This is a genomic window from Corynebacterium sp. p3-SID1194 (genome assembly GCF_025144155.1).
Lineage (GTDB): Bacteria > Actinomycetota > Actinomycetes > Mycobacteriales > Mycobacteriaceae > Corynebacterium.
Window position 1 is genome coordinate 1 of sequence record NZ_JALXWY010000021.1, and the last position, 14,690, is coordinate 14,690.

A 14,690-nucleotide genomic window follows, 5' to 3' on the forward strand; every position below is an offset into this window, starting at 1 on the left:
ATGGCGCCCCAGAGAGGAATCGAACCTCCGACACCGGCTTTAGGAGAGCCGTGCTCTATCCACTGAGCTACTAGGGCAACGAGAAGTTACGTTACCGCACCGCGTTCACGGCATGAAAGAAACGCCCCGAACTGCGCGTACCCCGGCGAAGACGTCCTAGAGCCGCTCCAGAATCTGATCAAGCGTTTCGTTGGCGGCCTGGATGGATTCCTCCGAGTCATCGGTGATGACGACATGGATGACGTTCCCGTCCTTCACTGCCGTGACGTTGTACAGCTTGGATACAGTGCCATCGCTTATCGCGGAAGTCTGCAACGTTGCGCTCCCTTTGTCTGCATCGGCCTCGAACGGGAGATCCTCCCTAGTGACGTGCTGCGAGTACCCGGGCATTTCTTGCGTGAACTCGTTGCAGTTCTCGGGGTCGTGGACATCCGCGGCGAAAGGGTCGTACGCAATGTCGGCGCGGTACGCCATAATTGTGAACTGATCGATCCCCAAGTCGGCCATCGCGTAGGATTCAGGCGTCTTCTTGTCCGGCTCGACTTTGTCATAAGCGGCCCGAGACAACTCCTTGCACTCCGGCGGATCCGTCTTCATATTGTCGACGGCATTATCCGCAATCGCATCTCGCTCCATCTGGACGAAGTCTTCGATTTCAGCTGGCGTGCGCACAGCCACCGGCTGCTCCTTGTACGTAACCCCCTCCAGCAATTGGGACATGTTGAGGTTCGTGGAGGCCTCGGATTTGGAGTCCTCCTCATTCCTTGCTTTCCCATCCTCCGCCCGAGAGGTTGAAACCGAGCTGTCTTCCGCCGGCGCGGACGTGGGCGATTCCGACTGATTATCCGGGCTGCAGCCAGCAACGGTCATGAGTACGGCGATAGCGGTAGTCGCACCGAGAGCTTTTAGGCTGCGGGAGAAAGGCAGAGTCCTATGCGTCATGGCCCCCAATGCTAGTCGCCCAAAACCCATTGTCCGAGGAAATCGCCCCACAAATCGAATTAGGACACAATCTTGTTTTCTAATTAGGCATGCCTTACCATTCAAAGGGTTACCTGAAACTAAGCATAGGCTTACTTATTTTGAAAGGTGGATCGTGAAGTTTCCACGCACACTCGCAGCGCTGCTGTTTTCGTTCATCGCAGTGCTCGGTCTCGCCGGCTGCTCGTCCGACTCGAGCGGCAGTGACGCCGCAGGTTCCAATGGGGACGAGAAAAATGGCGAGGCAGTTCTGACCGTCACCGACGCGGCGGGACGCACCGTCGACTTCGACAAGCAGCCGGAGCGTATTCTGCTCGGCGAAGGTCGCGGCATTTTCGCTACCTCGATCCTGCAGGACAATCCGTTTGAGAAGGTCGTCGCGTACGGCGATGACTTCGAAAAGGCGGCGCCGGCGATGCGCGAAAAGGTCTTGGAGAAATTCCCGGAGGCCAAGGACCTGCCACAGATCGGTTCGCTGCAGAAGGGCGATGTGACCGTGGAGAACCTCTTGGCGCAGAAGCCGGATGTGGTTGTCATGACGCTGGACCAGAAGAAGGTCGCGGAGCAGAACGGCTTTTTGGCTGATATGGACGCTGTGGGCCTGAAGTACGTGTTCACTGACTTCCGACAGGACCCGCTGAACAACACCGAGGTGTCCATGAAGCTCTTCGGAGATCTCTTCGGCAAGTCCGATCGCGCAGAAAGCTACAACAAGTTCTGGTCCGACAAGGTCGCCGACATCACCGACCGCGTGGCAAAGACGACGGAGAAGCCGAACACCGCTGTGTGGATGGCAGCCGGTTTCAAGGATTGCTGCGCCATCGCGGGCGACGCCAACCTGGGCAAGCTCGTCGACGCGGCAGGCGGCCATAATATCGGCCCGGAGATTCTCGGCACCGACGAAACAGAGATCACCGTCGAGAAGCTCGTGGAGGTCAATCCGGACAAGCTCATCGTTTCCGGTGGTGAGTGGGCGCGTGACCCGCAGAAGACCGACGCCTTCAGCCACGTCGAGCTGGGGTACCAGGCTGACGAGGCAGCGGCACGCGATTCCTTCGGCGGTCCGCTCAAGACCCCGGGTGTGGAGCAACTGACGGCCCCTAAGGAGGGCGATTTCTTCGCCGTCTACCATCAGTTCTACGACAGCCCGTACAACGTGTTCGCTCTCGAGGCATTCGCCAAGTGGCTCCACCCCGAAGAATTCGAGGACACGGATCCGGCGAAGGACTTCGAGAGCTTCCACGCCGAGTGGATGCCGATCGATTACAGCGGCACCTTCTTCCTCGACGGATACGAAGCAAAATAAGCGATAAGAAAAGAGCTCAATGACCACACGCGTAGCGCCCGACACCGACTACGAGAAGGATTCACCGGACCGTGCGATTGAAAACTACCGTCGCCGTGGCCGTCGTAAAGCAATCGCAATTGCTCTTCTTATCCTCGGTGCGATCGCCAGTTTTCTCGTGGCGGTGGTCGTTGGGCCCATCGATCTTTCGCTTAGCGACGTCTTCCGCGCCGTCTTCGACCCCGATTCCGTCGACCAGCAGACTGAGACCGTTGTACGCACTCTCCGCCTCCCGGCGGCGGTGATGGCGGTGCTCGTCGGCGCGTCATTGGGGCTGTCCGGCGCGCAAATGCAGACGATCTTGGACAACCCACTGGCGGAACCGTTCACCCTCGGCATCTCAGCCGCGGCTGCTCTCGGCGCGGCGGTGTCCATCGTGATGGGCTGGACGCTCATCCTGAATGCGCAACTCAACCTCGCGCTCACCGCGGCGCTGTCTGCCCTGTTCGCGGTGCTGATCATCGCGGGCGCGGCGATCTGGCGCGGTGCGAGCGCGGAATCGATGATCCTGCTCGGCATCGCCCTGTCCTTCTTCTTCCAGGCAGTGCTCTCCTTGCTGCAGTATGTGGCTTCCAATGAGGCACTGCAGCAGATCGTGTTCTGGACGATGGGCTCCATGCAGCGCGCGTCCTGGACCGCGAATATCGTGATCGCAGTTGTCCTAGCACTGGCGATCCCCTTCTGCGCCGTCAATTCGTGGCGCCTCACTGCTCTGCGCCTCGGCGACGACCGCGCCGCCGCGATGGGCATCAACGTCCAACGCCTGCGCGTGACCACCTTGTTGGTCGCATCACTTTTGGCGGCCGCGTCTGTTGCCTTCACTGGCATCATCGGCTTCATCGGCTTGGTCGGCCCACACATTGCGCGCATGATCGTTGGCGAGGACCAGAAATTCTTCCTCCCGGGCGCAGCTGCTGCCGGCGCAATGCTCATGAGCCTCGCGTACGCCGTGTCCTTGTCAATCATCCCCGGTGTGGCTATCCCCCTCGGTATCATCACCGCCCTTGTCGGCGTACCGTTCTTCGTGTTCCTCATCTTCACCCGCTCGCGTGGAAGGAGTGCTTAAGCCCCCATGGCCATCAGCGCAAAGAATCTCACCGTGCGGTACGGCCGGACGACGATCATCGACGACATGACCTTCGGCCCGCTCGAGGACGGCAAGATCACCGGCCTCATCGGCCCGAACGGCGCCGGCAAATCGACGCTCGTGAAAACCCTCGCCGGTATCAATAAGCCCTCCGAGGGAAGCGCGGACATCGTCGTCGACGGCCGTACGCTGAGCGCCAAGGAACGCGTCCAAGCCGTCGGCTATGTGCCGCAGGACATGCTCTCGCGCGCAACGCTCACCGCATTCGAATCCGTCATGGTCTCCGCGCGCCGCCGCGGCGAGGGCAACGGCAACGCACTGCAGACGACCGCCGAGGTCATGCACCGCCTGGGCATCACGAAGCTGTCGGACCGCATGATTTCAGCTATGTCCGGTGGCCAACGTCAGCTCGTGGCCGTCGCGCAGATGCTCGTGCGCTCCCCGCGCATCATGCTTCTCGACGAACCCACCTCCGCCCTCGATCTGCGCCACCAGGTGGAACTGCTGCAGATCATCCAGGACGAGGTCCGCGGCGACGACCGTCAGGCCCTCGTCGCCCTGCACGATCTGAACTTGGCTGCCCGTTTCTGCGACGAGCTATTGGTGATCAAGGATGGCCAAGCGATTGCCAAGGGCACTCCGGCTGAAGTATTGACCCCGGATTTGCTCGAGCGCGTCTACGGCATTTCCGCGCGCATCATCAACGACGCTGGCGTGCCGATCGTGTGCCCGGTGCTGCGTCTCCCCCGCCACGAGACTCCGACAGACGCGGGTCCGATGGACCCGGTCGCGGTCGATGTCGAGAATGCAGATCCCGACGTTATCAACGCCGTCACCTCGGCGCGTGCCTAGACTGTCTGCATGACTGGATACCTGGCCCCCACCAAGAAAGTTCGGGTCGCGGACCTGAAGCAGAAAAAACGCGACGGCGAGAAGTGGGCGATGCTCACCGCTTACGACTATTCCACCGCCCGCGTCTTCGCCGAGGCGGGCATCGAGTGCATGCTCGTCGGTGACTCCGCCGCCAATGTGGTCTACGGCTATGAGACGACCAACCAGGTCTCCGCCGAGGAGATGACCTATCTCGCCGCCGCAGTCGTCCGCGGTGCTGGCAATGCCCTCGTCGTGGCTGATCTCCCCTTCGGCAGCTACGAGGCCTCCGACGAGCAGTGTGTGCGCACCGCCACGGAGATGATCCGCCGCAGCGGCGCCCACATGGTGAAGCTCGAAGGCGGGGTCCGCATCGCCCCGCGCATCAAGGCGCTCAAAGACGCCGGGCTCGCAGTGTGCGCCCATGTGGGCTTCACCCCGCAGTCCGTGGACAACTTGAGCGGCTTCAAGGTCCAAGGCCGCGATGACAGCGCCGACCAGCTGTGGGCCGACACCAACGCAGTCGTCGAAGCTGGCGCGGACATGGTCGTTTTCGAGATGGTCCCGGCCCAGCTGGCCAAAGAGATCACCGCCAATTGCCCTGTTCCCACCATCGGCATCGGCGCTGGCCCGGACACGGATGCGCAAGTGCTGGTCTGGCACGATCTGGCCGATTTCCCGGCAGGCGGCCACCGCGCGCGTTTCGTGCGCCAATTCGGTGCGGTCGGCGAGGCACTCGGCGCAGCTGCCGCCGATTACAAGCGCGCCGTCCATGAGGGCGAATTCCCCGCGGCCGAGCACACATTCTAGCGCTTAGACCTGAATTTCGACGTTGTCGATCAGGCGGGTCTGCCCCACCTTCGCGGCGACCAGCAGACGCGCGGGGCCGGTGTAGCCCTCCGGAAGCTCTTCGAGCTCCGGCGTGGTCGCGGCAAGGTAGTCGAGCTCGATACCCTCGGCGGACTCGAGAACCGCCAGGGCTTCGTCATAGCTGCCCGTCGCCAAAGCGCGGGACAACGTCAGCGCAGTGCGGCGCTCCTCATCGCTCAGGTAGCGGTTGCGCGACGACAAGGCGAGGCCGCTGTCCTCGCGAATAATCGGGCAGCCGTGTACACGCACCGGCAGGTGCAGGTCCTCGACCATCTGACGGATGAGAGCCAGCTGCTGGTAGTCCTTCTCGCCGAAGAAAGCGTCGGTGGCGCCGGTGAGGCAGAACAGCTTGGCCACCACGGTGAGCACACCCGCGAAGTGGGTCGGGCGGGTTGTTCCTTCGAGCACCGATCCGAGCGGCCCCGGGTGGATCGTGGTGCGGGGGCCGTGAGGGTACATCGTCGATACGCTCGGCGCGAAAACCGCTTCGACGCCCTCGGCCTCGAGCTTCGCGATGTCTTCCTCGAGCGTGCGCGGGTAGGCGTCGAGGTCCTCCCCCGGCGCGAACTGCAGAGGGTTGACGAAGATGCTCACCACCACCGGATTGCCTAGCTTCTGAGCCTCGCGGACAAGGGAGATATGGCCGCTATGAAGAGCGCCCATCGTGGGGACGAGCGAGACGGCGCCGCTCGCGCCTGCGCAATCAAGCGCCTTCTGAAGCTCCTCAGGAGTCTTGGTCAGTTTCGTCATGCGGCTCAGCGTATCGGTTCAGCGCATCGAGATGGCCTTCGAGGGCCTTCTCCCCTGCCTTGGTGAGTGTGACCCACACCGTGTCTTTCGCACGAGTTGACCCGTATTCGCGGAACCTGGAGACGTAGCCGTGCTCCTCTAAGACGCCGAGTTGCTTGGACAGGGTTGCATCCGACAGATCAGTGATATCCCGCAGCCGCGAGAACTTCATTTCGCGGCGCGTCGTGCCTTCCGTCGCACCGCCAGCGCGCAGCGCCGCACAGATCTTCAGGCGGTTGAGGGGATGAATGACTGGGTCGATCAATGGTACTTCCTCCACGACAGGCCGTAGCCCGCGGTCATCGCTGCGGCGGCAATGATTCCCACGACGATGCCGACCGTTGTGTTCCCGTCCGGGTAGTGGTCGGCGTAGACCTGCATTCCGATATACGCGATCGTGTAGAGCACCATGAACGACAGGAACCGCTTCCAGCTCCACGAATTCTCTTCGTGCTGCACGTCCTGCTTCATCGCGGTGCGGACAGTCCGCTTACTGCCAGACTCAAGCACAATCATGAGAACCAGCGAAACGAGAATGACAAGCAGTCCCCATACGTATCCGGCCATCATGATGCCTACACCAAGACCGAAGGTCAGCCCCACGGCAGTCACCATGCCCCACGGGACAGGCACCTGCGCGGCGCGCGCCTCAATATCGCGGACGGCCGCGAGCGGTTCATTCACCTCTGTCACATTCATTGCATCTCCCTTGTTTTCCACATGAGAAAGCATGACACTTTCCAATCGAGAAAACAAGTGGAAAATCGAGACTCGAACGTTTGCGCTCGCCACTTGTTATTCATGTTGCTAATGTTTCGCTTGTGACTACTAACGATTTCTCCCGCCGCCGCTTCCTGAGCCGAGCCTCCGCCCTTGCCGTCCTCGGCGTCGCCGGCGCCGCCGGAGTCTCCCGCATCCCGTCCGCTGACGCCCAGAACCGTCAACCCATCGGCACCGTCCTCGACTACGCCGCCGGAATCCCGTCCGGCCGCGCCATCAAGGCCGCTGGCCACATGGGTGCCGTCCGCTACGTCTCCCAGCCACGACCCGACTCCGTGAGCTGGATGAAGGCAAAGCCGGTGCGCATCGCTGAGACCCGGGATTTCGCCGCCAATGGGCTGTTCACCGCCTCCGTCTACCAGTTCGGCCGCGCCCAGACCGCCGACTGGCTGATGGGTGCCGCCGGCGCCGCGATCCATGCCCCACAGGCGATCCAACTCCACCGTGCGGCCGGCGGCCCGAACGGCAAACCGATCTACGTCGCCATCGACGACAACCCCACGCGCACGCAGTACACCAACCAGATCCGCCCGTACCTGCGCGCGTTCCAGGCCGCATTGTCTGCGGCCGGTTTGAAGACCGGCGTGTACGGCAACTACAACGTCATCCAGTGGTGCGTGGAGGATGGCATTGGCTCCTACTTCTGGCAGCACGACTGGGGCTCCGGTGGAAAGCTCCACCCGCGCGCGAATATCCACCAGAAAGCCAAGTGGCAGAAGCACATCGAGGGCCACCTGTGCGATATCAACAACGTCTACACCACCGATTGGGGCCAGTGGCAGCCCGGCCGAGCCAGTGCCCCTGCCCCAGCACCGGCAGCGCCAGCGAAGCCGCAGCCTCAGCCGGCACCTGGACCTGCACCCGCTTACCGGATCCCGGAGAACTCCTCGGTGCCGGACTTCTCCTCCAACCCCACTCCGCAGGGCATGTCCTCGGAGGCGCAGAATTTCGCCCGCAATATCAAGCCGGAGGACCTCAAGAACGCCGCGGCATTCGCGCGGCAGTTCATCAAGTAGTCAGTAATGGCATAGGCCAAAGCTAACCCCAGCTGTCTGCGAATGCCTAACCCGGGAATTGCCGCGGATCCTTGGACTGGCGGTGCCCCTGAACGCGGCCGAGGCGGGCGACCTCGTGATCGCTGAGCGCGACGGAAAGGGCGCCGTAGTTCTCCGCCAGACGCTCCGGGTTGGCCGTCTTCGGGATGACGGAGATGCCGTGGGCCAGCAGGTGTGCCAGTGCGATCTGGCCCGGGGTGGCGTCGTGGGCCTCGGCGATCTCGGTGATGGCGGGGTCGTTGAGGATCTCTCCCCTGCCCAGCGGAGCCCAGGCCTCGGTGAGGATGCTGTGCTTCGCGTGGTACTCCCGCAGCTCGGGCTGCGTGAAGCCGGTATGGAGCTCCACCTGGTTGACCGCAGGGGCGGTGCCGGTGGCATCGATGATCTCGTCGAGGGTCTCTTCGTAGAAACTCGCCACACCGGCGGAGACGAGGTCGCCGCGGTCGCGGACATCGATCAGCGCGCGGTAGGCGTCGACAAATGTGCCGTTTTGCGGCCACGGCCAGTGCACCATGAACAGATCCAGATAGTCGAGACCCAGGCGCTTGAGGGATTCGCCGAAGGCCTCAGCCGCGCGGGGCTGATCGTCGTTCCAAACCTTCGAGGTGACGAAGAGTTCCTCGCGGGTGACGTCGCCGGCGCGGATAGCGTCGATAAGCGCTTGCCCCACAGCTTCCTCGTTGCCGTACAAGGAAGCTGTGTCGAAGTGGCGGTAACCGAGCTCGATCGCCCGGCGGATGAGCGCGACCGTATCGGATGCGGGGCCGTCGAGCTTGTACGTGCCCAGCCCCAGCCGCGGCATGGAGGCACCGCTGTTCAGCTCAAAGAACTCAGCGGCTGCCATTTAGTTCACATCGAGCAGGTCGATGACGTACACGAGAGTGTGGCCGGACAGCGGGTGAATGTCACCTGCCGGGCCGTAGCCCTTCTCCGGCGGAATGGTCAGCTGGCGGCGGCCGCCGACCTTCATGCCCGGGATGCCGTCCTGCCAGCCTTCGATGAGGCCAGCGAGCGGGAATTCTGCTGCTCCGCCGCGGTCCCAGGTGCTGTCGAATTTTTTGCCGGTCTGGTAAAACCAGCCCAAGTAGTGGACCTTGACCATGCCGCCGGCTTGTGCTTCCTCACCCTCACCGATGACGATGTCTTCGATCACGAGGTCAGTCGGAGCCGGCTCATTCGAGACGTTGATGGTCGGCTTGTCCATAAAAGATTCTCCTTGACATTCGGGGCTGCACGCATGGCTGCGCTGGGCTTCCATACGAAAATGCGACCCCGCCGAAAAGACTACCGGCCCATTATAGGCCCGGTTTCTTCAATCAGCGGAATCGCATTGGGGCGCAGGCGGCGAGTTTCGCACCGCCTTGAAAGCGTGTTAGCGCTGGTCGCGCGGAACGAACTCGCGCTGCGTCTCGCCGGTGTAAATCTGGCGCGGACGGTTGATCTTGGAGTTCATCGCGAGCTGCTCGCGGTAGTGAGCGATCCAGCCCGGCAGGCGGCCGATGGCGAACAAGACGGTGAAGAAGTCCGTCGGGAAGCCCATCGCGCGGTAGATCAGGCCGGTGTAGAAGTCCACGTTCGGGTACAGCTTGCGCTCGATGAAGTAGTCGTCGTTGAGGGCGATCTCCTCGAGCTCCATCGCCAGGTCGAGCAGGCTGTCGCCGCCCAAGTGCTGCAGCACCTCGTGAGCGGACTCCTTGACGATCGCGGCGCGCGGGTCGTAGTTCTTGTACACGCGGTGGCCGAAGCCCATCAGGCGAACGCCCTTTTCCTTGTTCTTCACGCGGTTCATGAAGTCGGACGCGTCGCCGCCGTTGTTGTTCTGGATGTCCTCGAGCATCTCCAGCACTGCCTGGTTCGCACCGCCGTGCAGCGGACCTGCCAGTGCGTTGATGCCGCCGGCGATGGAGACGAACATATTCGCCTGCGCAGAACCGATCATGCGGACCGTGGAGGTGGAGCAGTTCTGCTCGTGGTCGGCGTGCAGAATGAGCAGCTTGTCCAGAGCCTTGACCACAACCGGGTCGACCTCGTACGGCTCGGTCGGGTAACCGAACATCATGCGCAGGAAGTTCTCGCGCGGGTTCAGAGCGTTGTTCGGGTACATGTACGGCTTGCCCTGGGAAGCGCGGTAGGCGTACGCCGCCAGCATCGGCACCTTGGCCATCAGGCGCACGGTGGCCTTATCCAGCTGCTCTTCGTTCAGCGGGTCCAGCTGGTCCTGGTAGTAGGCGGAGAGGATGTTCACCGAGGAAGCGAGCACTGCCATCGGGTGCGCATCGCGCGGGAAGACGTTGAAAGCGGCCTTGAAGTCCTCGTCCAGCAGGGTGTGGTGGCGGATCTCGGAGTTGAACTTCTCCAGCTCGTCCGCCTTCGGCAGCTCACCGTTGATGAGCAGGTAGGAGACCTCGTTGAAGGTGGCCTTGTTCGCCAGGTCGGCGATGTCGTAGCCGCGGTAGCGCAGAATGCCTGCGTCACCGTCGATATAGGTGATCTTGGACTCAGTCGAACCGGTGGAGACATACCCCGGATCGAAGGTGACTAGGCCGGTCTCGCCTAGGAGGTTGCCTAGGACGAAGCCGTCGTTGCCCTCGGAGGCACGGATGAAGTCCATCTCGTACTCGCCGCCGGGGTAATGCAGTACCGCTTTGTCCTGATTCTCAGAAGCCACAGTGAACCTTTCGCAGAGTCGTTGGGCGGTGCGTGCCCGGCTACAGCGCTATCTCCGTATAAAGCGGAAGAAGGCTGCACACATAAGCATGCACCGAAATTGACATGAGACAACTCTATCAGCAGATGTGATTACCGCGACACTGTTTTGTCCGCACACGACTTGCCACAGCTAAAGCCCTCCGCCAATCCGGCCGCATAATTCCACCTGACGGGAGTGCCGTTTCAGTTATTGTGAACGGAATAGAAGATTTAAAGCGATAGTTAAGGGGCATCCATGACCGACTACCCAGCACTTCCCGCAGAGTTCGCTCCCAGCGACGGCCGCTTCGGTTGTGGCCCGTCGAAGGTGCGCCCGGCCCAGATCGAGGCGCTCAGCAAGGGTGCAGCCGCGGTGATGGGCACCTCCCACCGCCAACCGGAGGTCAAGAACCTGGTCGGCCATGTCCGTGAAGGTCTGGCTGAGCTGTTCTCCCTGCCGGATGGCTACGAAATCGTGCTTTCGCTGGGTGGCGCGACTGCGTTCTGGGATGCGGCGACTTTCGGCATGATCGAGAACAAGTCTGCGCACCTCACCTACGGCGAGTTCTCCTCCAAGTTCGCTAAGGCATCCAAGCAGGCACCGTGGCTCGAGGACCCGGCCATCGTTGAGTCCGAGGCGGGCACCGCACCGGAGCCTGGCGAACTGGACGGCACTGATGCGGACGTCGTGGCATGGGCGCACAATGAGACGTCGACAGGCACGATGGTGCCCGTCACCCGCCCGGACACCGACGCGCTCGTGCTTATCGACGCAACGTCAGGCGCCGGCGGCCTGCCCGTCGATATCTCCCAGACTGATGCGTATTACTTCTCCCCGCAGAAGTCCTTCGCCTCCGATGGCGGCCTGTGGTTGGCAGCGATGAGCCCCGCGGCGATCGAGCGCATCGCCAAGATCAAGGAGTCCGGCCGCTTCATCCCGGCATTTTTGGACCTGCAGACGGCGGTGGACAATTCCCGCAAGAACCAGACCTACAACACCCCGGCCGTGGGCACCCTGCTCATGCTCGCCGACCAGGTGAAGTGGATGAACGACAACGGCGGCCTGGACGGCATGGTCAAGCGCACCCGCGCGAATTCCGAGGCCCTGTACTCCTGGGCGGAAAACCACGAGCACGCGACCCCATTCGTCGCCGATGCCGAGAAGCGCTCGTACGTCGTGGGCACCATCGATTTCGACGATTCCATCGATGCAGCTGAGCTGGCCAAAGCACTGCGCGCGAACGGCATCATCGACACCGAGCCGTACCGCAAGCTGGGCCGCAACCAGCTGCGCATCGGAATGTTCCCGGCGATCGACACCGAGGACGTGACCAAGCTGACGGGCGCGATCGACTTCATGCTCGGCCAGGGCGTCGGCGCGAAGTAACCGGGTTCAGGGCCTTTCATCGGTTAAAGTGTGTCAGTGAATGACACCGGTGTAAGGAGTTGTGGATGCGCGAGCTCTTTGTAGTTGCAGAAGAATCGACGGATACCGTCTGGGTGCTGCGCACCGAGGACGGCGAGCGATTCCGCATCCCCCGCGCCGATCTCCGCGAGGTCGGCGAGCCGGATCCCGTCCTGTTCGACGCCGAGCGCGATTACACCGACGCCTTCGATAATTCCGCCGAAGAGTACGAGCTCGTCGATGCCGAGCTTGTCGACGAACCGTCGCGCCCCACCTTCACCGTCTATTCCAGCGACGACGAACCGGAAGCGCCCGACACGATCGACACGACCGAAGTAGCCGAAGAGCCAGCAGAGCCTACGGAACCCGCAGAGCCTGCAGAACCCGCAGAGCCGGTGCGCACCCCGGTCGAGCCGGATCCGTTGTTCGCCACTCCCCTGTCTATGCGTCCGAATGAGATTCAGGCCCGCATCCGTGCGGGCGCGGACGCGGCCGCACTGGCCGAGGAGATGGGCGTGGCTGAAAGCCGCATCGAACCGTACGCGCACCCGGTCCTGCTGGAGCGCGCGCAGGTCGCGGAAGCCGCGAAACAGTCCCACCCAGTCCGTGATGACGGCACTGCCCCGGACACGCTCTTCGAAGTCCTCGCCCTCGCTTTCGCGGCGCGCGGCCATGTCCTGTCCGAGGCCCACTGGGATGCCGTGCGCGAAGCAGGCGAACCGTGGGTCGTGCGCGTGACGTGGAAGGCCGGCTTGCAGGAGCACAGCGCGGAATGGTTCTTCCGTCGCTCCATGGGCAGCCCCGCCACCACCGAGCCGCGTGACCCGGTCGCAGCGGATCTCATCGACCCCTCGTTTGCCCAGCCGGTACGCTCCCTGTCCGCGCACACGGCATACGAGCCGGAGCCGGAGTACGTGGAAGACGAGGCGTACCCTCAGGACAATATCCCGCACGAAGAAGAGAACCTGTCCGTCACCCAGACCCAGCCGAATGAGTTCGCGGAAGGTGATTTCCTCCAGAATCCGGAGCCGGAGGAGAAACCGCAGAAGCGCCGCCGCAAGGCTGTCACCCCGCATTGGGAAGACGTGCTCTTGGGCGTGCGCACCAACACCAAGCGGCCGAAGTAGAGCTGGGTAGGAACGCGCAATGAGCTATCCCGCAGTGGTGACATTCTGGTACGTCGGCACCGCCAACCCTGCGGCGGTGCTCGAGGCGGAGCCGAAAGCCGACCGTGGCTTCGGCCGCAAACTCTTGTCCCAGCTCAATCCCCGGTGGCCGATCACGCCGATCGGGCAGTTCCCGTTGAACCGCTCTACGAAACCATCAAAGGCAGAGTTCTATATCGCCGGTTATCCGGGCGTGGCTGTGCTGCAGACTTTCGTGGAGGACTGCGGAAAGCTCTCGGACATCTCCCCTGACCTGCTCGCTGCAGTCCCCGCGGATGATGTGTTCGTCTTCGCTGAGGGCACCGGCGAGGGTGCTGGTTTCGGCGGCTTCGCGCACTTCCACGGTGAGGAGGTCTCCCGCAGTCTGTGCGCCACGCGCACCGCTTTGATGGAGGATCTCGGCCTGCCTGAGCCTTTCGAGGCACCCTATTGGGCGGGCGAGCGTGCTGAACAAATCGGCGGTATTTCGCTGCCTTTCGAGCCAGTGGATCTCATGCACGCCGCGGAGACCGCGTGGCTCGGAGTCGATGTCTCCCCGGACGGCCCCGATATCAATGTGGTGGGCTATGCCGTCGACGGTCGCCCAGAACCGAAGGTGGAGCCTCGCAAACCGGAGACCAAAAATGTCGCGGAAGTCGCCGCGAAATTCTCGAGCCCGAGCGCGGACTACGACGATTATGAGGAAACCGCCGACGACGAGCAAGGTGGCGAATTCGCTCAGTTCGCCGATGCCTCAGCCGCGGCAGCCCGCCGTATTGGACGAGGCATGAAGCGCCGCTGGCGCGACTTCAAGGACGCCGTGGTGGAACGGATCCGTCACTCGGACCGCTGAAAGCTCAACGACCGGTCGCGCTCGTAGAACGCGATTGCGGCGGAGGTGGCCACATTCAGCGAATCCGTGCCGTTCGCCATGGGGATGCGGGCGCGGATATCGGTGGCACGCATGGCGTGCTCCGTCAGTCCGGGGCCCTCGCCGCCGACGAGGAGGGCGACTTTCTCATAGGGGGCGCCGGTGTCGTCGATAAGCGCGTTGGCGAGATGCTCGGCCTTGTCGTCGGGCGTGAGCGACACTAGGCGGAAGCCCGCTTCGCGCAGTTGCTCAAGCGAGCGCTGCCAGGTGGTCACCGTGCCCTCGAGGTGCGCGAACGGCAGGCGCAGCACATGCCCCATAGACACGCGCACGCTGCGGCGGTACAGCGGATCTGCCGTGCCGGCGCCGAGCAGCACGCCGTCGACGCCCATTCCTGCGGCATTGCGGAAGATCGCGCCGATATTCTCGTGATCACCGACGCCTTCGAGCACGACAAGGGTGCGTGAATCAAGGAGCTTATCGACGTCGCGTTCCGGCGCGCGGTCCGCCACCGCGATGATTCCGCGGTGCATGTCGTACCCAGCGACCTCGGCGAGCAGCTCGCGGGTGACCACGTAGACGGGGACGTCGATAGGCGGCAAGCCTTCTTCCTCGCGCTGGGCGAGGAATGTGTTGAGCTTTTTCTCAAAGCCGACGACGCAGCGCAGCGGGTAGCGCGAATCGATCACGCGCCCGCCGACGAGCGGTCCCTCCCCGAAGACGAGGCCTTTCGCGTTGTCCATGGTTTTGAGGTCACGGACATCGTCGAGACGCGGATCGGCAGGATCGGTGATGTGAATCATG

16 protein-coding genes and 1 tRNA gene are annotated in these 14,690 nt (G+C 62.8%); 8 read left to right on the forward strand and 9 right to left on the reverse strand.

Going from position 1 to position 14,690, the window contains the following annotated elements; all coding sequences use genetic code 11:
* Position 1 precedes the first annotated feature (1 nt).
* Positions 2-77: transfer RNA gene (locus M3G19_RS10460), tRNA-Arg, on the reverse strand.
* Between the two features lie 79 nt (positions 78-156).
* The gene (locus M3G19_RS10465) at positions 157-942 is read right to left on the reverse strand and encodes a hypothetical protein (RefSeq protein ID WP_259902583.1); all 786 of its coding nucleotides are present in this window, start codon (positions 940-942) and stop codon (positions 157-159) included.
* Between the two features lie 154 nt (positions 943-1,096).
* Here M3G19_RS10465 and M3G19_RS10470 point away from each other — a divergent pair, with 154 nt between their 5' ends.
* Genes M3G19_RS10470 through panB form a run of 4 tightly spaced genes read left to right on the forward strand, consistent with a single transcriptional unit; the run spans position 1,097 to position 5,093 of the window.
* Entirely contained in the window at positions 1,097-2,287 is a 1,191-nt protein-coding gene (locus tag M3G19_RS10470) for an ABC transporter substrate-binding protein (protein ID WP_259902584.1), read from the forward strand.
* A gap of 19 nt (positions 2,288-2,306) precedes the next feature.
* A complete protein-coding gene (locus M3G19_RS10475; RefSeq protein WP_259902585.1) occupies positions 2,307-3,392 on the forward strand; it encodes an iron ABC transporter permease in 1,086 nt (361 codons plus the stop codon).
* A 6-nt stretch (positions 3,393-3,398) separates the two neighbouring features.
* Entirely contained in the window at positions 3,399-4,265 is an 867-nt protein-coding gene (locus tag M3G19_RS10480) for an ABC transporter ATP-binding protein (RefSeq protein WP_259902586.1), read from the forward strand.
* Between the two features lie 9 nt (positions 4,266-4,274).
* Complete coding sequence (gene panB / locus M3G19_RS10485) at positions 4,275-5,093, forward strand: 3-methyl-2-oxobutanoate hydroxymethyltransferase (RefSeq protein ID WP_259902587.1); 819 nt, start codon at positions 4,275-4,277, stop codon at positions 5,091-5,093.
* Positions 5,094-5,096: 3 nt separating this feature from the next.
* On the opposite strand, the gene panC is transcribed toward panB, so the two are convergent.
* The 3 genes from panC to M3G19_RS10500 are packed head-to-tail and all read right to left on the reverse strand — an operon-like array spanning position 5,097 to position 6,641.
* On the reverse strand, positions 5,097-5,903 hold the full coding sequence (panC, locus tag M3G19_RS10490) for a pantoate--beta-alanine ligase (protein WP_259902588.1): 807 nt from the start codon (positions 5,901-5,903) through the stop codon (positions 5,097-5,099).
* On the reverse strand, positions 5,878-6,207 hold the full coding sequence (locus M3G19_RS10495; protein WP_259902589.1) for a transcriptional regulator: 330 nt from the start codon (positions 6,205-6,207) through the stop codon (positions 5,878-5,880). Before M3G19_RS10495 ends, panC begins: the two co-directional genes overlap by 26 nt.
* Positions 6,204-6,641 carry a hypothetical protein gene (locus M3G19_RS10500; protein WP_259902590.1) on the reverse strand — a complete coding sequence of 146 codons (438 nt, stop codon included), beginning with the start codon at positions 6,639-6,641 and terminating at the stop codon, positions 6,204-6,206. The genes M3G19_RS10495 and M3G19_RS10500 overlap by 4 nt, the downstream gene beginning before the upstream one ends.
* A 122-nt stretch (positions 6,642-6,763) precedes the next feature.
* Here M3G19_RS10500 and M3G19_RS10505 point away from each other — a divergent pair, with 122 nt between their 5' ends.
* Positions 6,764-7,738 (forward strand): DUF1906 domain-containing protein, encoded by a 975-nt coding sequence (locus M3G19_RS10505; RefSeq protein WP_259902591.1) that lies wholly within the window; start codon positions 6,764-6,766, stop codon positions 7,736-7,738.
* 46 nt (positions 7,739-7,784) lie between these two features.
* Here the strand turns inward: M3G19_RS10505 and M3G19_RS10510 are convergent, their stop codons facing one another.
* The 3 genes from M3G19_RS10510 to M3G19_RS10520 form a co-directional block, all read right to left on the reverse strand.
* Positions 7,785-8,621, reverse strand: coding sequence for an aldo/keto reductase (locus M3G19_RS10510; protein WP_259902592.1), 837 nt, complete (start codon positions 8,619-8,621; stop codon positions 7,785-7,787).
* Entirely contained in the window at positions 8,622-8,981 is a 360-nt protein-coding gene (locus tag M3G19_RS10515) for an FKBP-type peptidyl-prolyl cis-trans isomerase (RefSeq protein WP_259902593.1), read from the reverse strand. It abuts the gene before it with no gap.
* Positions 8,982-9,149: 168 nt separating this feature from the next.
* Positions 9,150-10,445: a citrate synthase gene (locus tag M3G19_RS10520; RefSeq protein ID WP_210575627.1), complete on the reverse strand. Its 1,296-nt coding sequence runs from the start codon at positions 10,443-10,445 to the stop codon at positions 9,150-9,152.
* 276 nt (positions 10,446-10,721) lie between these two features.
* Here M3G19_RS10520 and serC point away from each other — a divergent pair, with 276 nt between their 5' ends.
* From serC to M3G19_RS10535, 3 genes are all read left to right on the forward strand, one after another.
* Positions 10,722-11,852, forward strand: a complete 1,131-nt coding sequence (gene serC / locus M3G19_RS10525) for a phosphoserine transaminase (RefSeq protein ID WP_259902594.1) — start codon at positions 10,722-10,724, stop codon at positions 11,850-11,852.
* A gap of 65 nt (positions 11,853-11,917) precedes the next feature.
* The gene (sepH, locus tag M3G19_RS10530) at positions 11,918-12,997 is read left to right on the forward strand and encodes a septation protein SepH (RefSeq protein ID WP_259902595.1); all 1,080 of its coding nucleotides are present in this window, start codon (positions 11,918-11,920) and stop codon (positions 12,995-12,997) included.
* 19 nt (positions 12,998-13,016) lie between these two features.
* Positions 13,017-13,868 carry a DUF6928 family protein gene (locus tag M3G19_RS10535; RefSeq protein ID WP_259902596.1) on the forward strand — a complete coding sequence of 284 codons (852 nt, stop codon included), beginning with the start codon at positions 13,017-13,019 and terminating at the stop codon, positions 13,866-13,868.
* On the opposite strand, the gene M3G19_RS10540 is transcribed toward M3G19_RS10535, so the two are convergent.
* Positions 13,853-14,689 (reverse strand): RNA methyltransferase, encoded by an 837-nt coding sequence (locus M3G19_RS10540; RefSeq protein ID WP_259902597.1) that lies wholly within the window; start codon positions 14,687-14,689, stop codon positions 13,853-13,855. The genes M3G19_RS10535 and M3G19_RS10540 overlap by 16 nt on opposite strands.
* Position 14,690 lies beyond the last annotated feature (1 nt).

Bases quoted from the DNA above. Each gene is read 5' to 3' on its own strand.
- sepH (WP_259902595.1), top strand. From the start codon at position 11,918: ATGCGCGAGCTCTTTGTAGTTGCAGAAGAATCGACGGATACCGTCTGG.
- M3G19_RS10540 (WP_259902597.1), bottom strand. From the start codon at position 14,689: ATGATTCACATCACCGATCCTGCCGATCCGCGTCTCGACGATGTCCGT.
- serC (WP_259902594.1), top strand. From the start codon at position 10,722: ATGACCGACTACCCAGCACTTCCCGCAGAGTTCGCTCCCAGCGACGGC.
- M3G19_RS10510 (WP_259902592.1), bottom strand. From the start codon at position 8,621: ATGGCAGCCGCTGAGTTCTTTGAGCTGAACAGCGGTGCCTCCATGCCG.
- M3G19_RS10535 (WP_259902596.1), top strand. From the start codon at position 13,017: ATGAGCTATCCCGCAGTGGTGACATTCTGGTACGTCGGCACCGCCAAC.
- M3G19_RS10515 (WP_259902593.1), bottom strand. From the start codon at position 8,981: ATGGACAAGCCGACCATCAACGTCTCGAATGAGCCGGCTCCGACTGAC.
- M3G19_RS10500 (WP_259902590.1), bottom strand. From the start codon at position 6,641: ATGAATGTGACAGAGGTGAATGAACCGCTCGCGGCCGTCCGCGATATT.
- M3G19_RS10480 (WP_259902586.1), top strand. From the start codon at position 3,399: ATGGCCATCAGCGCAAAGAATCTCACCGTGCGGTACGGCCGGACGACG.
- M3G19_RS10475 (WP_259902585.1), top strand. From the start codon at position 2,307: ATGACCACACGCGTAGCGCCCGACACCGACTACGAGAAGGATTCACCG.
- M3G19_RS10465 (WP_259902583.1), bottom strand. From the start codon at position 942: ATGACGCATAGGACTCTGCCTTTCTCCCGCAGCCTAAAAGCTCTCGGT.
- panC (WP_259902588.1), bottom strand. From the start codon at position 5,903: ATGACGAAACTGACCAAGACTCCTGAGGAGCTTCAGAAGGCGCTTGAT.
- panB (WP_259902587.1), top strand. From the start codon at position 4,275: ATGACTGGATACCTGGCCCCCACCAAGAAAGTTCGGGTCGCGGACCTG.